The sequence below is a fragment of the Rhodococcus sp. AW25M09 genome (assembly GCF_000333955.1).
GTDB lineage: Bacteria > Actinomycetota > Actinomycetes > Mycobacteriales > Mycobacteriaceae > Rhodococcoides.
The window spans coordinates 44,034-60,873 of record NZ_CAPS01000084.1; the positions used below are offsets into that span (position 1 = coordinate 44,034).

Below are 16,840 nucleotides of genomic sequence, written 5' to 3' on the forward strand. Positions count from 1 at the left end.
GAACGTCGAGACCACACTATTGTTCGGAAGCGACGGCATCACAGGGATTCGATCGGGCCAGGAGCGGCATCCACATGACACAGGCAGATTCGGACAACACCAACGCCGCAGCAGCGCGGCACGGATTCGGCGTAGACGTCGGCGGCAGCGGCATCAAAGGTGGCATCGTCGACCTGAGCACCGGGGACCTCGTCGGCGACCGCTACAAGATCGAGACACCCCAGCCGGCGACTCCGGACGCCGTCGCGCGCACCGTGGCAGAGATCGTCGCGCACTTCGACTGGACCGGTCCAATCGGTGTCACCCTTCCCGCCGTGGTGACCAACGGTGTGGCTCGCTCGGCCGCCAACATCGACAAGTCCTGGATCGACACCGATGCACGTGCCCTGTTCGCGAAGGCCATCGGGAACGAGAACATCACCGTCCTCAACGATGCGGATGCTGCAGGCGTAGCGGAGGACAAGTACGGCGGAGGCAAGGGCAAGGACGGCGTGGTCGTCTTGCTGACGTTCGGCACCGGAATCGGCTCGGCGGTGCTGCACAACGGCGTGCTGCTACCCAACACCGAATTCGGCCACATGGAGATCGGCGGCAAGGAGGCCGAACACCGTGCGGCGTCGTCGGTCAAAGAGAACGAGGGGTTGTCCTACAAAGAGTGGGCCAAGGAAGTCTCGAAGGTACTCGAGACGTTCGAGGCGCTGCTGTGGCCGGATATTTTCATCGCGGGCGGCGGCATCAGCCGCAAGAGCGAGAAGTGGATTCCGCACCTGACGAACCGCACTCCCGTAGTACCGGCAACCCTTCTGAACACTGCCGGAATCGTCGGTGCCGCGCTGGCCGCGGACAACGCGGTTGCGTCCGCCGAGACCGATACGTCGGCAGGATCGGTGGCCTGACACGCGGCTTCGCCACCGCGTAGGACGAGGGCGGGTAACAAACTCCTGAGAGGTCGTTACAATGGTGTGTGCCGGCTACGCAGCCGGCCGAATCCGAAGACCTCTCCGCCGGAAACAACTCTGGCGTGACGCCGCACGACTTCGTCACGAAAGGGCGTACGTGGCAGCCACCGATATCCGTCAGACCGCAGATTCCGAGACCGAGTCTGCGACACCTGCACCTGCTGTCAAGGCACCCGCTGCGAAGGCACCGGCCAAGAAAGCACCGGCCAAGCGCGCCGCGGCCAAGAAGGCACCGGCGAAGAAGGCCGCAGCAAAGAAGACAGCAACCGATGCGGCGTCCGGCGAGGACGCCGACGAGAACGCACCCGGAATCGAAGACATCGACATCTCCGAGGGCGACCTCGCTGCTGCCGCCAACGATGTCGTCGAGGTCGTCACCGCTGGTGACGACACCGAAGAGGACGCCACCAGCGAGCCGACCGCCGAGGACAAGGCGTCAGGTGACTTCGTCTGGGACGAAGAGGAATCGGAGGCGCTGCGCCAGGCGCGAAAGGACGCCGAGCTCACCGCGTCCGCCGACTCCGTTCGTGCGTACCTCAAGCAGATCGGCAAGGTCGCCCTCCTCAACGCAGAAGAGGAAGTCGAGCTGGCCAAGCGCATCGAAGCTGGCCTCTTCGCAGTCGAGAAGATGCGCGAGTCGGCGGACAAGGGCGAGAAGCTCCCCGTTGCGCAGCGCCGCGACATGACGTGGATCTGCCGAGACGGCAATCGAGCCAAGAATCACCTGCTCGAAGCAAACCTACGACTCGTCGTCTCGCTGGCCAAGCGATACACCGGTCGCGGCATGGCCTTCCTCGACCTCATCCAGGAAGGCAACCTCGGTCTGATTCGCGCGGTCGAGAAGTTCGACTACACCAAGGGCTACAAGTTCTCGACGTATGCGACCTGGTGGATCCGGCAGGCCATCACTCGCGCCATGGCAGACCAGGCCCGCACGATCCGCATCCCAGTGCACATGGTCGAGGTCATCAACAAGCTCGGCCGCATTCAGCGCGAGCTGCTTCAGGACCTGGGCCGCGAGCCCACTCCCGAAGAGCTGGCGAAGGAAATGGACATCACGCCCGAGAAGGTGCTGGAGATCCAGCAGTACGCGCGTGAACCGATCTCGCTCGACCAGACCATCGGTGACGAGGGCGACAGCCAGCTCGGTGACTTCATCGAGGACTCCGAAGCAGTCGTGGCCGTCGATGCCGTGTCGTTCACCCTGCTGCAGGATCAGCTGCAGTCGGTTCTCGAGACGCTGTCCGAGCGCGAAGCGGGCGTGGTTCGTCTGCGCTTCGGCCTCACCGACGGCCAGCCCCGCACCCTCGACGAAATCGGTCAGGTCTACGGCGTCACCCGTGAGCGGATCCGTCAGATCGAATCCAAGACCATGTCCAAGCTGCGTCACCCGTCGCGCTCGCAGGTGCTGCGCGACTACCTGGACTGAATTTCTTCGCTTCACCGAACAACGCCCGTCGATCACTGCGATCGGCGGGCGTTGTCGTGGGCAGCCCGAATGCAGTCACATTCGTGGAACGCCGAACGTCCCGTCCGGTCCTGGTCGGTAGTCGAGCACGGCTGTGACAGCCGCGATCGGCAGCGGCCCGTACAGATGCGGAAACACCATGGACTGTGGATCGGACGGCACCCCGGGCTCCCATCGAACGGGAGCATCCAGACGGGTGGTGTCGAGGCGGAGAAGGACGAGATCCTCGCGGCCCGGGAAGAGCCGGTTCGCCGGCAAGTGCACCTGCTGTGGTGTGGACAGGTGAACGAATCCCACCTCGCCGTACGAGTCGGGGGTGTATCGGGCCTGCCCACGCATGGACAGCCACTCCCCTGCGGTGCAGATGTGAACGAGGTCGTCCGACGTAGAGGTCACAGACACATTCTGCAGGGTGGAGCGTGAGTCAGGGCGGCGGAATGTCGACGGCACCGCGATATCGTCGAACCGGCAGCCCACCGAGCACCACGGCCGCGATGACAGCCACGATTCCGAGAGCCTCGAGGGTCGTCGGAATCTGGGTCAGCACCACAGCACCGACGACCGTGGCCGTCGCCGGAAGCAACGCCAGCAGCAGTGCGAATCGGGCCCGGCCCACTCGTACCAGGACGTACTGATCGAGAACGTACGGAACCACACTCGCCAGCAGCCCCACGCCCAGCCCCAGAACCCAGATCCGCCAGTCCCCCAATGCCTCGACGTGCGCTACCGCGAACGGTCCGAACAACGGAACCGCCAGAATCACCGAGCCGATTGCGAACCCGGCCGCCATATCGTCGAGCCCCTGGCCTGCATCGGCAACCGACTTTCCCAACACGATGTAGGCAGCCCACAGTGCCGCAGAGCCGAGTGCGAACGCAATTCCGACCAACCCCACTTCGCCGCCCTCGAACTGTGCGGAGGCAATGGCACCGACACCCGCGACGACCAGAAGCAAAGCGCACACGTCCGCAGGCTTCCTCGACCCTGCCGCAGCGACCGCGACCGGCCCCAGAAATTCGATGGCCACCGCCGCGCCAAGCGGCAGCCGGGCAATGGCCTCGTAGAACATCACGTTCATGCCGATCGTCGCGCCGCCGAACGCGGTGGCCGTGCGCACCCGCCGTACCGTCCAGGTACCGCCGACACCGGCCCGAACGCGCCACGGTCGCCGCCAGGCCAACAACACCAAAGCCGCGCCGAAACCGCGCAGCCACGCCACTGCGGCCGGAGCGACGGTATCGAACAAGAACACACCGATCGCCGCACCGACGTACATACAGACCGCGCCGATCACGAACAACGAGGGGATACCCAGCTTCGATGCGCCGGAAAGCGAAGAAGAATTCGAAGCCACACAGGCGACCCTACTGCGCGGCTCGCCGAGAACCCGTATCAGCTCTCAGCGAACAGTTTTCACAGCGTTCCAGCTCGTAGGGCATGTTTCGTGTTAGTGACAACACAAAGAAACGCACTCGGGAACAACGCGTGACCGCCATACGTCTGACAGAGTGAACGAACCGCGCCATACCGACGCGGCGGACCGGCCCCAGGCGAGCGGGAAAACCGTAAGCCAGTACGGAGGAGTCATGCCCGGAACATTGACCAGCCCAGAATTGACAGCAGCGGACCGGTGCGACCGGTGCGGTGCAGGGGCTCGCGCGCGTGTCGTGCTCTCGACCGGCGGAGAACTTCTCTTCTGCGGTCACCACGCCACCGAACACGAAGCCCGTTTGCGTGAAATGAACGCAACGGTGATGACCGAATCGGACTCCACGGTGTAGCCCACCGATACGTCGGGGGAAACAGGTTCGCCACGATTCGCGACGAACTGATCGGCACAATGACGGACGGTCCACGGACCGTCCGTCATTTTTTGTCGCCACCCTCGATCCCGCACAGCGGCGATCGACATCTTCCGCCGCTGCGTTCTACATCTTTCGCAACTGTGAGATCCGCTCGGTCAACTGGTCGGCCGACGCCATTGCCGTCGGCGGCCCACCGCAGATACGACGCAAATCGCCGTGAATCACACCGTGCGGCTTCCCGGTGCGGTGGTGGTACACCGCAACCAAACTGTTCAGTTCACGCCGCAGACCGGCCAACTGGCCCGCACTGGTGGCCCTGTCGTTGACGACAGCAGGTGCCGGAACGGCAGGTGTCGCAGCAGGTTTGTCGATCTGCTCCTGCTGACGCTGCCTCAGGAGGTCCCGCATCTGGGTGGCATCGAGCAGCCCGGGCAGACCGAGATAATCGGCTTCCTCGTCGCTACCCGAGAACGTCGCGGTACCGAACGAGGAACCGTCGTAGATCACCTGGTCGAGTTCGGCGTCCGCGCCGAGCGAGGTGTACGCCTTTTCTTCCTCGCCGAGTTCGTCCTTCTGCTTGTTCGCATCGGCCAGCAGCTCGTCGTCGAATCCATCCTTCTCGCGGTGCGGCTTGCCGAGAATGTGATCGCGTTGCGCCTCGAGCTGCGAAGCGAGATCCAGCAACACCGGAACCGAGGGCAGGAACACACTCGCCGTCTCGCCCTTACGGCGAGATCGCACGAATCGACCGATCGCCTGTGCGAAGTAGAGCGGAGTCGATGCGCTGGTCGCGTAGACGCCGACGGCGAGACGCGGAACGTCGACGCCCTCGGAGACCATTCGGACAGCAACCATCCACCGTTGATCGCTCTTTCCGAAGGCAGCGATCCGAGCCGAGGACGTGGGGTCGTCCGAGAGCACGATCGCCGGCGACTCCCCGGTGATCACCTCGAGCAGCTTCGCGTACGCCCGTGCCACCGTCTGATCGGTCGCGATCACGAGACCACCGGCGTCCGGCACACCGCCTGCGCGCAGCTGTGCCAGCCGCGTGTTGGCGGCCAGCAGTACCGCAGGCATCCAGTCGCCCTGCGGGTCGAGGGCGGTACGCCATGCCCGTGCGGTCTGTTCGGCGTTGAGTGGCTCGCCGAGTCGGGCGGTGTACTCCTCGCCCGCACTGTCTCGCCAACGCGCCTCACCGGAATACGCGAGGAAGACGACCGGCCTGACGACGCCGTCGGCCAGTGCGTCCGAATACCCGTACGAGTGATCGGCCTTGGACCTCATGGCCCCGTCCTGATCGGGCTCGTAGTTGACGAAGGGGATGGGGCTGTCGTCACTGCGGAACGGGGTACCGGTCAACGCGAGCCGTCGGGTGGCGTCACCGAAGGCTTCTCGAATTCCCTCGCCCCAGCTCTTCGCATCACCGCCGTGGTGAATCTCGTCGAGGATCACCAGAGTCTTGCGCGCCTCCGTGCGCACCCGGTGCTTGAACGGGTGCGAGGCGATCTGCGCGTACGTCACCACCACGCCGTGATAGTCGCTCGAGGTCTGACCGGTCGAATTGGAGAAACGCGAGTCCAGAGCGATACCGACCCGGGCCGCCGATTCGGCCCACTGATGCTTGAGGTGCTCGGTGGGTGCGACGACGGTGATCTGATCGACCGTCCGATGGGCCAGCAACTCCGCAGCCACGCGCAGAGCGAAGGTCGTCTTGCCTGCACCCGGTGTCGCGACGGCCAAGAAGTCCTTCGGCGAGGCGACGAGGTACTTCGTCAGCGCGCGTCGCTGCCACGCGCGCAGCGGCGCTCCCCCGCTCACGGGAGCCTCGGTCCGCTCGGTAGATGATGGTGTGGGCTCGAACATGTCAGCGCTCACTGGCCGCCGGTTCCTGGCATCGATGTAGTTCCTCGCGCTCTCGGTAGCCCTGCAGTGTCCGCCGAGGAGCCTAACTCTCCGCACCGACCGATCCCGCATCGCTGGGGTGAGTCGGATGCGACACGGCGCGTCGGTCGTTAGGCGAAGTCGTCTTTCGTCAGGAATGCTGGAGGCACCATGAGCGAGTCTGCAGGCGTTACTCCGACACCGGACCGGTGGTCGGTGAGGAAGCCGATACGTGCGGTGTGGAAAGTGACGCTGCGCACCCTGAGCAAAGCATGGGACGACTCGATCTTCAGCAAGGCCGCCACCGCAGCGTTCTGGCAGACACTGTCGCTGCCCCCGCTGCTACTCGGTGTGCTCGGCAGCCTCGGGTTCGTCGGCGGATGGTTCGGACCCGACACCGTCGAGATCATCGAGTCCAAGATCATCACCTTCAGCAACACCCTGTTCAGTAGCAGCGTCGTCGACCAGATCATCGCTCCCACCGTCAAGGACGTCCTCGCCCAGGGCAGCGGAGAAATCGTGTCGTTGGGCTTCGTGCTGTCACTGTGGGCAGGATCGTCGGCGATCTCGACGTTCGTCGACTCCATCGTCGAAGCTCACGGGCAGGCGGACGCTCGAAATCCCATCTGGCAAAGGTTCTTCGCGCTGCTGCTCTACGTCGGATTCCTGGTCATCGCGGTCTTCGTGCTTCCGCTCGTCGCCCTCGGCCCGGTGTACGTGCAGCAGATCCTCCCCGATTCGTGGATCACCGTGGGAAGCGAGGTGGTCGACTTCTTCTACTACCCGGCCGTCGGTCTACTGCTGATCATCGGTCTGACCACGTTGTACAAGCTGGCTCTGCACACCTCACTACCGTGGCACCGCCTACTCGGCGGGGCACTGCTCGCGGGGGTGTTCTTCATGATCGCGAGCGCGGTGCTGCGCCGATACCTCACCTGGGTGACGAGCACCGGATACACCTACGGCGCACTGGCGACGCCGATCGCCTTTCTGCTGTTCACGTTCTTCCTCGGCTTCGCCGTCGTGCTCGGAGCCGAGTTCAATGCCACGATCCAGGAGTTCTGGCCGGCCCGTGCGACGCGAATGGAACAGATGCGCGAGTGGATCGCGGCGCAGACCACTACCGACGACAAGCCCTCGGGACCGATGACATCGGTGGCCAGAAGGCTGGCCACGGGGCCGATCAAACTGGCCGGAGATCGGGTCCGGCCGGATCGCCCCGAGCCGACCACCGACTGACCAACGCGGCGGGCGACCGATGGTGTCACTCGCCCTTTTTCAAGCCCTCGTAGACCTTCTTGCAGTCCGGGCAGACCGGCGACCCGGGCTTGGCCGACTTGGTGACGGGAAACACCTCACCGCACAGTGCGACCACATGTGTGCCCATCACCGCGCTCTCGGCGATCTTGTTCTTCTTCACGTAATGGAAGAATTTCGGCCGGTCGTCCTCGGTGGTTTCGTCCGGCGCGATGTCGGGACGGTCCTTCGTCTGAGTGCTCATGGACACAGATTAATCCGTCGATGCACAGCGTGAGCGAACCGGTTCCACAGCTCGTCGTATGCATTCTGTGAGCGGTAGTGCCACAGTGGAGGTATGACGAGAACCCCAGGGTTCGACGGAAGCGCGTACAGCGACTCGCCGGATGGGCCCGTTCTGATCACCGAGGCGCAGCAGTCGGTCGAAGAGCAGCACAAGAAGCGCGTACGCAAATACATGTTCATCATGTCGTTCCGCATACCTGCGCTGGTGTTGGCCGCGCTCGCGTACGGGATGTGGATGAATCCATGGATCTCCATGGCGATTGTCGGAGTGTCGATTCCCCTCCCGTGGATGGCAGTGCTGATCGCCAACGATCGGCCACCGCGAACCAAGGACGAGATGAGCCGATACGACTACCGCACCGTGGACAAGCCGCAGCTGGAATCGGGCAATCACCGAGTGATCGAACCGGGCGACGACTGACGCGTCGCGAACGGCCGATGCGACACTTGCGTACGTGACTGCACCGAATTCCACGACCTCGCTCGTCGCCGCCTGCTCCGAACTCAGGCAGGCCTTCGAGCGGACCGGTTACGACGCCGACGGCGTTCTGACACTGCTCGGCGACGACGTGCATGCGGCACTCGGCCGCAGCGAGCCGGTACCTGTACGAAACGCCAGCCAGGGTTCCGGCGCGCTCGGAGTGCTGGTGCGCCTGTTCCTCCTCGTCGACGATTGTCCGGAGATCGACGTCGCCGATGCCATCGCGCCGCTCACCGTCCCCGCTGCCGTCGCCGCCGGAATCCTCGCCCGCTCCGGATCGACGGTGCGGACATTGCTCGACATTCGGCCGCTCGATGCCGGTCACGGAACTCGGTGGATCGTCTCGGATCCCGACGGCAGCATGCGGGTCGCCGATACCGCGGCCGATCACGTACTGGGTGTGGGGCAGGCCTCGCTGTCACTGCTGCGCGGAACCCCCACGTCCCCGGTCCCGAGCGTTCTCGACGTCGGTACCGGCTGCGGCGTCCAAGCTGTCCACGCCTGCGGCTACGCCGAACAGGTGACCGCGACCGACATCAGCCCGCGATCGATGGATCTCGCGGCCGCGACGATGGCGCTCAACGGCCTCGACGTCGAGTTGCTGCACGGTTCGTGGTTCGAGCCGGTCGCCGGACGCCGGTTCGATCGCATCGTGGCCAACCCGCCGTTCGTCGTCGGCCGCGCCGAAGTGCAGCATTCGTACCGAGACTCGGGCCTGGACCTGGACGGTGCGAGCGCATTGATGGTCGGGCAGGCACCGGAATACCTGGCACCGGGCGGAACCGCGGCCATTCTGGCGTCCTGGATTCACGTCCGAGATCAGGACTGGCGCGCTCGGGTTGCGTCGTGGCTGCCCGAGCACGGTATCGACGCCTGGGTCGTCGAGCGTGACGTTGCCGATCCGGCTCTCTACGTGGGCACATGGATGCGTGACGGCGGACTCGATCCCCGCGATCCCGACGCCGCGTCCGTGGCGCAGTCCTGGCTCGACCATTTCGCTGCCGCCGACGTGGAGGGAATCGGCTTCGGCTTCGTCTTTCTCCGGAAGACCGATACGCCGACCGATCTCCTGGCCGAGGAGCTCAGTCACGGCTTCTCCGACCCGCTGGGCAACGAATCCGTGGAGTACTTCGCACGACTGGACTGGCTGCGCGAGCACGACATCCTCGATTCTGTGCTGACGCTCGACCCGAACACTGCGCTGGAACGGGTCTATCTTCCCGCCGACGACGGTTGGGCTCCGGTGGCGGTGCGGGTGCATCGCGGAAACGGCCCGCAGTGGCAGCACGACATCGACGAACTCGGGGCAGCACTGCTCGCCGGGCTTCGACCCGATGGTCTGCCGGTGGGTGAACTGGTCGAGTTGCTCGCCGCCGCGCACGACGAAGACGCCGAGGAATTGGCGGCGCACGCGGTGACGATGATGCAGGGGCTCGTCCGGCACGGACTGGTTCGGCCGGCTCGATGAGCCCGCCCCGCTGCGCCCCGCGCGCGGCTCGGTTCCGATCGGTTTCACTTCTCAGCAACTTCTCAGGACAGGTATGACGTAATCCCTGGTCACACGGGTACTACCAGGATCGGCGTGGGAACTTATCGGAGTCTCCCGAGCGTTGAACCTTGTGAGACACCACCGACCAGGAGGCAAGTCATGACCAGCCCCAGCACCACGATTCGTCCACGGCCCACCGATGCCGATCTGGACGCCCAGAGCCCAGCAGCCGATCTCGTTCGCGTGTACCTCAACGGAATCGGTCGTACGGCACTGCTGACGGCTGCCGAAGAAGTCGATCTGGCCAAGAGGATCGAGGCTGGTCTCTATGCCAAGCAGGTTCTCGAGAACACCAAGCGCCTGAGCGCAGTCAAGAAGCGCAACCTCGCCATCATCGTCCGTGATGGCAGCTCTGCACGCAGCCATCTCCTCGAAGCGAATCTTCGCCTGGTCGTGTCCCTTGCAAAGCGCTACACCGGTCGCGGTATGCCGCTGCTCGACCTGATCCAGGAGGGCAATCTGGGTCTGATTCGCGCGATGGAGAAATTCGATTACGCCAAGGGTTTCAAGTTCTCGACGTACGCGACGTGGTGGATCCGGCAAGCCATCACCCGCGGTATGGCAGATCAGAGCCGCACGATTCGGCTGCCCGTCCACCTGGTCGAACAAGTCAACAAGCTGGCCAGAATCAAGCGTGAGCTTCATCAGCAACTCGGTCGCGAGGCAACGGACGACGAGTTGTCGAGCGAATCGGGTATCGCGGTGGAGAAGATTGCGGATCTACTCGACCACAGTCGTGATCCGGTCAGCCTGGACATGCCGGTGGGCAGCGACGAGGAAGCACCTCTGGGTGACTTCATCGAGGATTCCGAGGCGACGTCTGCCGAGAATGCCGTCATCGCCGGACTGTTGCACAGCGACGTCCGCGTCGTCCTCGGCACACTCGACGAGCGTGAGCAGCAGGTCATCCGGCTTCGCTACGGCCTGGACGACGGACAGCCACGCACTCTCGATCAGATCGGCAAGCTCTTCGGCCTCTCCCGCGAGCGTGTCCGTCAGATCGAGCGCGAGGTGATGGTCAAGCTACGCCAGGGCGACCGCGCCGAGAAACTGCGTTCCTACGCCAGCTGAGTACAGCCACCGACCGGTGGCGCACCGGTGACCATCCCCGCTCGCGCCACCTCACGCGGTAGCCGAGACGACGTCCTCCCCCCGGGACGTCGTCTCGGCTGCCGCATTTTTTCGTAGCTTCGCTCGGTGGATCGCTCAGCGCAATCGACGCGGTCCGAGATCGGCCTTGGTCGGTTCGGACCCGATACGCACCCGCGCATCGGTGATCTCCGCGCCCTCGGCGGATGCCAGGACCGGTTCGCAAGAAATCTCACGAATGTCCGGGACATCCTCCGCAAGAGCGGATATGCGCTGAACCAAATCGATCAGAGCGTTCTTGTTGACGGGCACCGCATTGCGATATCCGGACAGCAGCGGAGCTGCCTTCGGTGCATCGATCAACTGCGCAGCTTCGTCCTCGGTCAGCGGAAGCACCCGGTACGCGCGGTCGCCCAAGAGGTCGGAGATGACACCGGCCAGACCGAACGAGATGAGTGAACCGAACGACGGGTCGTCCTGCACCCGAACGACGCACCCGATTCCCTTGACCGCCATGCGTTGAACATGCAGGAGCGGCTCGCCCGAGTCGGCCGCCAAGTTGCGGTAGGCGACCCGCACTGCGGAGGCGTCGGCAATGTCCAGCCGCACTCCCCCGAGATCGGGCCGGTGCCGCCACCGCTCCCCCGTCGCTTTGACCGCGACCGGGTACCCCAATTCGTCTGCCGCGGCGACGGCCTCGTCTTCGTCGGTCACTGTGCGAAATGCCGCGACGTCGACGCCGTAACACGCCAACAGTTCCGCGGTTTCGAAGTCGGAGAGCCAACGCCCCTGGCTACCGGCCGAATGCCACCGGTCGACGAGTTCCTTGGCGCGCTCGGAGTCGATGCTCTTGGGCCGAACCAGATTCGACACCGGTCGCGAACGCCACGCCGAGTAGCGCCACGCCGCGGCCAGCGCCGCAACCGCGCGTTCCGGGCTCGAGTACGAGGGCACCGAACCACGAACCGGATGACCACCCGGTCCGCGGACCGCCAACACGTCGGGAATGCCTTCGGTGGCGAGAAACGTCGACAGCACGGGCTTGTCGGATCCGCGGACGGCGTTCCCCAAGGCCGCCGCGAACGGTTCGACCTCGACCGCCACCGGTGGCACGAACACGACGATGACGGCATCGATGTCCGCAGCGGCCAGAGCCGACGACACGGCTGCGGCGAAATCCACCGGACCCGCCTGCGGACCGACGTCGATCGGGGTGCCCGCATGCAAACCCTTGGCGCGCGCGGCGTCGACCGCCAACACACCCAACGCCGTCGAGTTCCCCACAACAGCCACCCGCGGACCGACCGGCAGAGGCTGATTCCCGAAGAGCACCGCGCAGTCGAACAATTCGGAAATGGTGTCCACCTGAATGACGCCGGCCTGGGCGAACAAGGCGCGCACGATCGAGTCGTCGATATCGGCACCGATCGCATGGGCGGGCGGCACTGCACCGCGTCCGCTCTTGACGGCGATGATGGGCTTGCTGCGCGCCACTCGTCGGGCGATCCTGGTGAACTTCCTGGGGTTACCGAAGCTCTCCAGGTACAACAGGATCACCTCGGTGGCCGGGTCCGAGTCCCAGTACTGGAGCAGATCGTTGCCGGACACATCGGCACGGTTGCCGGCCGAGACGAACGTCGACAGACCCAGCCTGCGGTTGGCGGCCTCGTCCAGGATCGCGATGCCGAGGGCACCCGACTGACAGAAGAATCCGACGTTGCCGGGCGTCGGCAGATGCGGAGCGAGGGTGGCGTTCAACCCGAACTCCGGGTCGGTGTTCGCCACACCCAGTGCGTTGGGCCCGATCAACCGCATCCCGTGCGCCCGAGCAGCGAGAACGAGCCTGCGCTCGCTCTCCTGCCCCTCCGGTCCGGTCTCGCCGAATCCACCGGACACCACCAGCAACGCTTTGACGCCCTTGTCGAGACAGTCGTCGAGTACCGCGTCGATGGCGTCGGCCGGAACCGCTGCGATCGCGAGATCGACCGGGTCGGGGATGTCGTGCACCGTGGCGTAGGCGCGGACACCGCGCACCGACCGGTGGTCGGCGTTGACCGGATAGACAGGGCCGGTGAAGTTGCCGGCCAGCAGATTGGCAAGCACGGCGTTGCCCACTTTCGAGCTGTCGGTGGACGCTCCGATGACCGCCACCGACCGTGGACTGAGCACATTGCGCACACTGCGGGCTTCGGCGGCACGCTCACGCGAGTTGCGGACCGACAGCAACGCCTCACTCGGGTCGATGGCGAATTCCAACCGTAGGACGCCACCCTCGAACGACCGACTGACCTGGTACCCCGCTTCCCTGAACACCGAGACCATGTTCCGATTCTCCGCGAGCACCTCGGCCACGAACATGTTGACGCCGTTCTCGGCAGCGGCCCCCGCGAGATGTTCGAGCAGAATTGGGCCGAGCCCCCGGCCCTGATGCGCATCGGCAACGACGAAGGCCACCTCGGCGGAATTCCCGTCGCCCTCGGGCAGACGTTCGTATCGGCCGACAGCGATGATGTCATCGCCCAGAACAGCGACGAATGCGACCCGATCGTGGTGATCGACGGTGGTGAAATTGAGCACGTCACGCTGGGGCATCGTGGGGTACGGACCGAAATATCGGAGGTACCTCGTCCGCTCCGACAGGCGGCCGTGGAAGGCGACGATGCGTTCGGAGTCCGACGGGACGATAGGACGAAGGTGTACGACGCCACCGTCCGACGTCAGGACGTCGGCCACCCAGTGTCGCGGGAACGATGTTTCTGCGCGCTCGCGGGCGAGGTCCCCGGCGCTGGGCTGCGGCGGGGCGGCAGCAGGCTCGTGGGCCGAGGAGTCCCCCGACGAGGGTTGCGGTGACGGGGATTGCGGTGACGAGGGTTGCGGTGACGAGGGGCCGGTCGGATCAGTCACGCGGGTCCTCCGGATCGAGTCCGAGCAGCGGAAACACTGCCCGACGAGTAGCGATGATCGCCGAATCGACGCGTTCGAGTGCTCGGTCCGTACCGTCGGTGCCGGCGAGAGATCCACCGGGGCCGTCCCACGCCGGATAGTCGACGTCTCCTCCGTCACCCATGGTCTGTGGCAGGTCGACACTCGGAGCCATGGTCCGCACTCGCTCACGCCACGTCTCCGGCAGTGCCGACATCGGGTCGATCGATCGGCCGAGCGCGGCAGCGATGAGGTAAGTCCAGGACCGTGGAACGACACGCACCAGGCCGTACCCTCCGCCGCCGACGGCCAGCCATCTGCCCTCACAATGCTTGTCGGCGAGGTCGCGCATGGCCAGAAAAGCAGCATTCTGGCCGTCGACGGTGAGGGCGAGATCCGCAAGGGGATCCTCGCGGTGGCTGTCCACACCGCACTGGCTCACGATGATCTGCGGCGCGAAGGCTTCGATTGCGCCGGGCACGATCGCATGGAACGCGCGCAACCACAACCGATCCGCGGTGCCGGGCAGCAACGGAACGTTGATCGAGGTACCTTCACCACCTTCGGTCCCCACCTCGCTGGACCATCCGGTGTTCGGCCAGAGCGTCGCCGGATGTTGGTGCAGCGACACGGTGAGTACCCGGGGGTCGCCGAGAAACGCAGCTTGGACGCCGTCCCCGTGATGTGCGTCGACGTCGATGTAGGCGATTCTGTCGAAGCCGTTGTCCAGCAACCACGAGATGGCGATCGCGGCGTCGTTGTAGACGCAGAATCCCGACGCCCAATCGGCCATCGCGTGATGCATACCGCCGCCGATACTCACTGCGCGGCGGGCACGACCCGATGCGATCTCGCGGGCCGCGGCCAGCGACCCACCGGCGAGCATCGCGCTCGCCTCGTGCATGTGCGGGAACACCGGATTGTCGTCGGAGCCGAGCCCGTGGACTACGTCGTCGGGGTCGCGCAACGCCGGGCCCTGCGCCGGCGCCCGTTTGACTGCCTCGATGTAGGCGGGGGTGTGAAATCGAAGTAACTCGGAATCCGGGGCGGCAGCAGGCTCGACGAGTTCGACGCCCTCGAGGACCCCGATCTCGGTCGCGAGTGCCATCGTCAGATCGAGTCGTGTGGGGTTCATCGGGTGGTCGTCGCTCCACCGATAGCCGAGATAGTCCGCGCTCCACACGACGATGTCCTCGGGGCGGGTCGGGATGTACGCAGCAGCGCGTGTCGCCTGATCAGACATATGGACAAAACTACGTTGCCGGGCGGGATGGTGTGGCCGGGTTCCGCTGTTGTGACTGTTGTTCCCTTGTGAGAAGCCATGGGAAACGACGTGCACCGTTGTGGTGCGCCGCGCCCGATGCTGCTGGGCGCAGCGCCGATTCCGGGGCGCTGACGGTAGGATCGAGCCCGACGAAGGGGTTGAGTGTGAAGGATCTGGTCGACACCACGGAGATGTACCTCCGGACGATCTACGACTTGGAAGAAGAGGGCGTGATTCCGCTCCGCGCTCGTATCGCCGAGCGGCTCGAGCAAAGTGGTCCCACCGTCAGCCAGACTGTCGCTCGGATGGAGCGAGACGGTCTGTTGTCCGTCGCCGGCGACCGGCACCTCGAGCTGACCGAGAAGGGCCGCAGCCTGGCAGTTGCCGTCATGCGTAAGCACCGGTTGGCCGAGCGCCTGCTGGTGGACATCATCGGTCTCCGCTGGGAAGACGTCCACGCCGAGGCGTGCCGCTGGGAGCACGTGATGAGCGAGGAGGTCGAGCGCCGTCTGGTCGCCGTGCTGAACAACCCGACCACCTCGCCGTACGGGAACCCGATCCCCGGACTGGAGGAGCTCGGTCTCGGGCGATCGACACTCGCTCCGGAGGACCTCATCCGCCTCACCGATGTACCGGTCGGTCAACCGACCGCGGTCGTCGTGCGTCGTCTCGCCGAGCACGTTCAGTCCGATCCAGAGGTCATCGCTCAGCTTCGCGAAGCAGGCGTCGTCCCCGATGCTCGGGTTACGGTCGAGAACAAGCCCGGATCGGTCACGATCACGGTGCCAGGCCACAGCGGTGTCGACATATCCGACGAAATGGCGCACGCCGTTCAGGTGAAGAAGGTCTGACTTCTTACCGACAACGGCATCGATGCGTGTGAGGGAGAACGAGCAGTGAAGCTTCTGGTTACCGGTGGCGCGGGATACGTCGGCAGCGTGTGCGCGGCCGTTGCCGTCGAGCGAGGTCACGAGGTCGTAGTCGTGGACAACTTGTCCACCGGTAACCGGGATGCCGTGCCCGCTGGCTCGGCGTTCGTCGAAGGTGACATCAGGGACGTTGCAGCGGACGTCTTGGTCGACGGCGGCTTCGACGCCGTTCTGCATTTCGCCGCTCAGTCTCTCGTGGGTGAATCGGTGGTCTCGCCCGACAAGTACTGGAGCGGGAACGTGGTCACCTCGCTGGCCCTGCTCGACGCCATCCGCGCATCCGGCACGCCGAAACTGGTGTTCTCCTCGACTGCTGCCACCTACGGCGAACCAGAGAAGACCCCCATCACCGAGGACGCCCCCACCCGGCCGACCAACCCCTACGGTGCCACCAAACTCGCCATCGATCACGCGATCACGTCCTACGCAGCGGCGTACGGTCTGGCCGCCACCAGTCTGCGCTACTTCAACGTCGCCGGTGCCTACCACGGCTTCGGGGAGAATCGCGTCGTCGAGACCCACCTCATTCCACTCGTGCTGCAGGTCGCACTCGGCCAGCGTGAAAAGATCTCGGTGTTCGGCACCGACTGGCCTACTCAGGACGGCACGGCCGTCCGGGATTACATCCACGTCGCCGACCTCGCGGAGGCGCACATGCTTGCAGTCGACGCAGCGCTGCCGGGTCAGCACAGCATCTACAACCTCGGTAGCGGCACCGGCTTCTCCGTTCACGAGGTCATCTCCTCCTGCGAGCGGGTCACCGGCCTACCCATCGCTGTCGAACATGCTCCCCGGCGCGTCGGGGATCCTGCCGTGCTGATCGCTTCCAGTGCACGCGCGGTCGAGGAATTGACGTGGAAGCCGGAGCTGACCGATCTCGACCGCATCGTGGCCGACGCCTGGGACTTCCTGCAGCAACTCGGCGATCGTTCCCACGCGGCACGCTGATCA

At 65.0% G+C, this 16,840-nt stretch carries 15 protein-coding genes; 9 read left to right on the top strand and 6 right to left on the bottom strand.

The annotated features are described in order from the left end of the window. Positions 1 to 74: 74 nt before the first annotated feature. Both ppgK and RHODMAR_RS17105 read left to right on the top strand, forming a co-directional pair. A complete protein-coding gene (ppgK, locus tag RHODMAR_RS17100) occupies positions 75 to 896 on the top strand; it encodes a polyphosphate--glucose phosphotransferase (RefSeq protein ID WP_008716808.1) in 822 nt (273 codons plus the stop codon). Positions 897 to 1,056: 160 nt separating this feature from the next. Next, positions 1,057 to 2,388: an RNA polymerase sigma factor gene (locus tag RHODMAR_RS17105; protein WP_042939661.1), complete on the top strand. Its 1,332-nt coding sequence runs from the start codon at positions 1,057 to 1,059 to the stop codon at positions 2,386 to 2,388. A gap of 75 nt (positions 2,389 to 2,463) precedes the next feature. Here RHODMAR_RS17105 and RHODMAR_RS17110 read toward each other — a convergent pair whose 3' ends face one another. Continuing rightward, positions 2,464 to 2,823 (bottom strand): DUF952 domain-containing protein, encoded by a 360-nt coding sequence (locus RHODMAR_RS17110; RefSeq protein WP_008716812.1) that lies wholly within the window; start codon positions 2,821 to 2,823, stop codon positions 2,464 to 2,466. A gap of 28 nt (positions 2,824 to 2,851) precedes the next feature. Beyond that, the gene (locus RHODMAR_RS17115; RefSeq protein ID WP_008716814.1) at positions 2,852 to 3,781 is read right to left on the bottom strand and encodes an EamA family transporter; all 930 of its coding nucleotides are present in this window, start codon (positions 3,779 to 3,781) and stop codon (positions 2,852 to 2,854) included. Positions 3,782 to 4,013: 232 nt separating this feature from the next. On the opposite strand from RHODMAR_RS17115, the gene RHODMAR_RS27610 reads away from it, so the two are divergent. Further along, complete coding sequence (locus tag RHODMAR_RS27610) at positions 4,014 to 4,208, top strand: DUF7455 domain-containing protein (RefSeq protein WP_008716816.1); 195 nt, start codon at positions 4,014 to 4,016, stop codon at positions 4,206 to 4,208. A gap of 147 nt (positions 4,209 to 4,355) precedes the next feature. Here the strand turns inward: RHODMAR_RS27610 and RHODMAR_RS17125 are convergent, their stop codons facing one another. Further along, complete coding sequence (locus RHODMAR_RS17125) at positions 4,356 to 6,095, bottom strand: DEAD/DEAH box helicase (RefSeq protein WP_042939662.1); 1,740 nt, start codon at positions 6,093 to 6,095, stop codon at positions 4,356 to 4,358. Between the two features lie 189 nt (positions 6,096 to 6,284). Between RHODMAR_RS17125 and RHODMAR_RS17130 the strand changes: the two genes are divergently transcribed. Continuing rightward, positions 6,285 to 7,352, top strand: a complete 1,068-nt coding sequence (locus RHODMAR_RS17130) for a YihY/virulence factor BrkB family protein (protein ID WP_051048095.1) — start codon at positions 6,285 to 6,287, stop codon at positions 7,350 to 7,352. 25 nt (positions 7,353 to 7,377) lie between these two features. On the opposite strand, the gene RHODMAR_RS17135 is transcribed toward RHODMAR_RS17130, so the two are convergent. Beyond that, positions 7,378 to 7,614: a DUF3039 domain-containing protein gene (locus tag RHODMAR_RS17135; protein WP_042939664.1), complete on the bottom strand. Its 237-nt coding sequence runs from the start codon at positions 7,612 to 7,614 to the stop codon at positions 7,378 to 7,380. Positions 7,615 to 7,707: 93 nt separating this feature from the next. On the opposite strand from RHODMAR_RS17135, the gene RHODMAR_RS17140 reads away from it, so the two are divergent. From RHODMAR_RS17140 to RHODMAR_RS17150, 3 genes are all read left to right on the top strand, one after another. After that, a complete protein-coding gene (locus RHODMAR_RS17140) occupies positions 7,708 to 8,076 on the top strand; it encodes a DUF3099 domain-containing protein (RefSeq protein WP_008716824.1) in 369 nt (122 codons plus the stop codon). A gap of 34 nt (positions 8,077 to 8,110) precedes the next feature. Next, a complete protein-coding gene (locus tag RHODMAR_RS17145; protein ID WP_008716826.1) occupies positions 8,111 to 9,604 on the top strand; it encodes a DUF7782 domain-containing protein in 1,494 nt (497 codons plus the stop codon). A gap of 180 nt (positions 9,605 to 9,784) precedes the next feature. Then, positions 9,785 to 10,756: a sigma-70 family RNA polymerase sigma factor gene (locus RHODMAR_RS17150; RefSeq protein WP_008716828.1), complete on the top strand. Its 972-nt coding sequence runs from the start codon at positions 9,785 to 9,787 to the stop codon at positions 10,754 to 10,756. Positions 10,757 to 10,891: 135 nt separating this feature from the next. Here RHODMAR_RS17150 and RHODMAR_RS17155 read toward each other — a convergent pair whose 3' ends face one another. Then, on the bottom strand, positions 10,892 to 13,507 hold the full coding sequence (locus RHODMAR_RS17155) for a bifunctional acetate--CoA ligase family protein/GNAT family N-acetyltransferase (RefSeq protein ID WP_008716830.1): 2,616 nt from the start codon (positions 13,505 to 13,507) through the stop codon (positions 10,892 to 10,894). Between the two features lie 163 nt (positions 13,508 to 13,670). After that, positions 13,671 to 14,939: an acetoin utilization protein AcuC gene (locus RHODMAR_RS17160; protein ID WP_008716832.1), complete on the bottom strand. Its 1,269-nt coding sequence runs from the start codon at positions 14,937 to 14,939 to the stop codon at positions 13,671 to 13,673. A 185-nt stretch (positions 14,940 to 15,124) separates the two neighbouring features. Between RHODMAR_RS17160 and RHODMAR_RS17165 the strand changes: the two genes are divergently transcribed. Continuing rightward, positions 15,125 to 15,811: a metal-dependent transcriptional regulator gene (locus RHODMAR_RS17165; RefSeq protein WP_008716833.1), complete on the top strand. Its 687-nt coding sequence runs from the start codon at positions 15,125 to 15,127 to the stop codon at positions 15,809 to 15,811. A 45-nt stretch (positions 15,812 to 15,856) separates the two neighbouring features. After that, positions 15,857 to 16,837, top strand: a complete 981-nt coding sequence (galE, locus tag RHODMAR_RS17170; RefSeq protein WP_008716835.1) for a UDP-glucose 4-epimerase GalE — start codon at positions 15,857 to 15,859, stop codon at positions 16,835 to 16,837. Positions 16,838 to 16,840 lie beyond the last annotated feature (3 nt).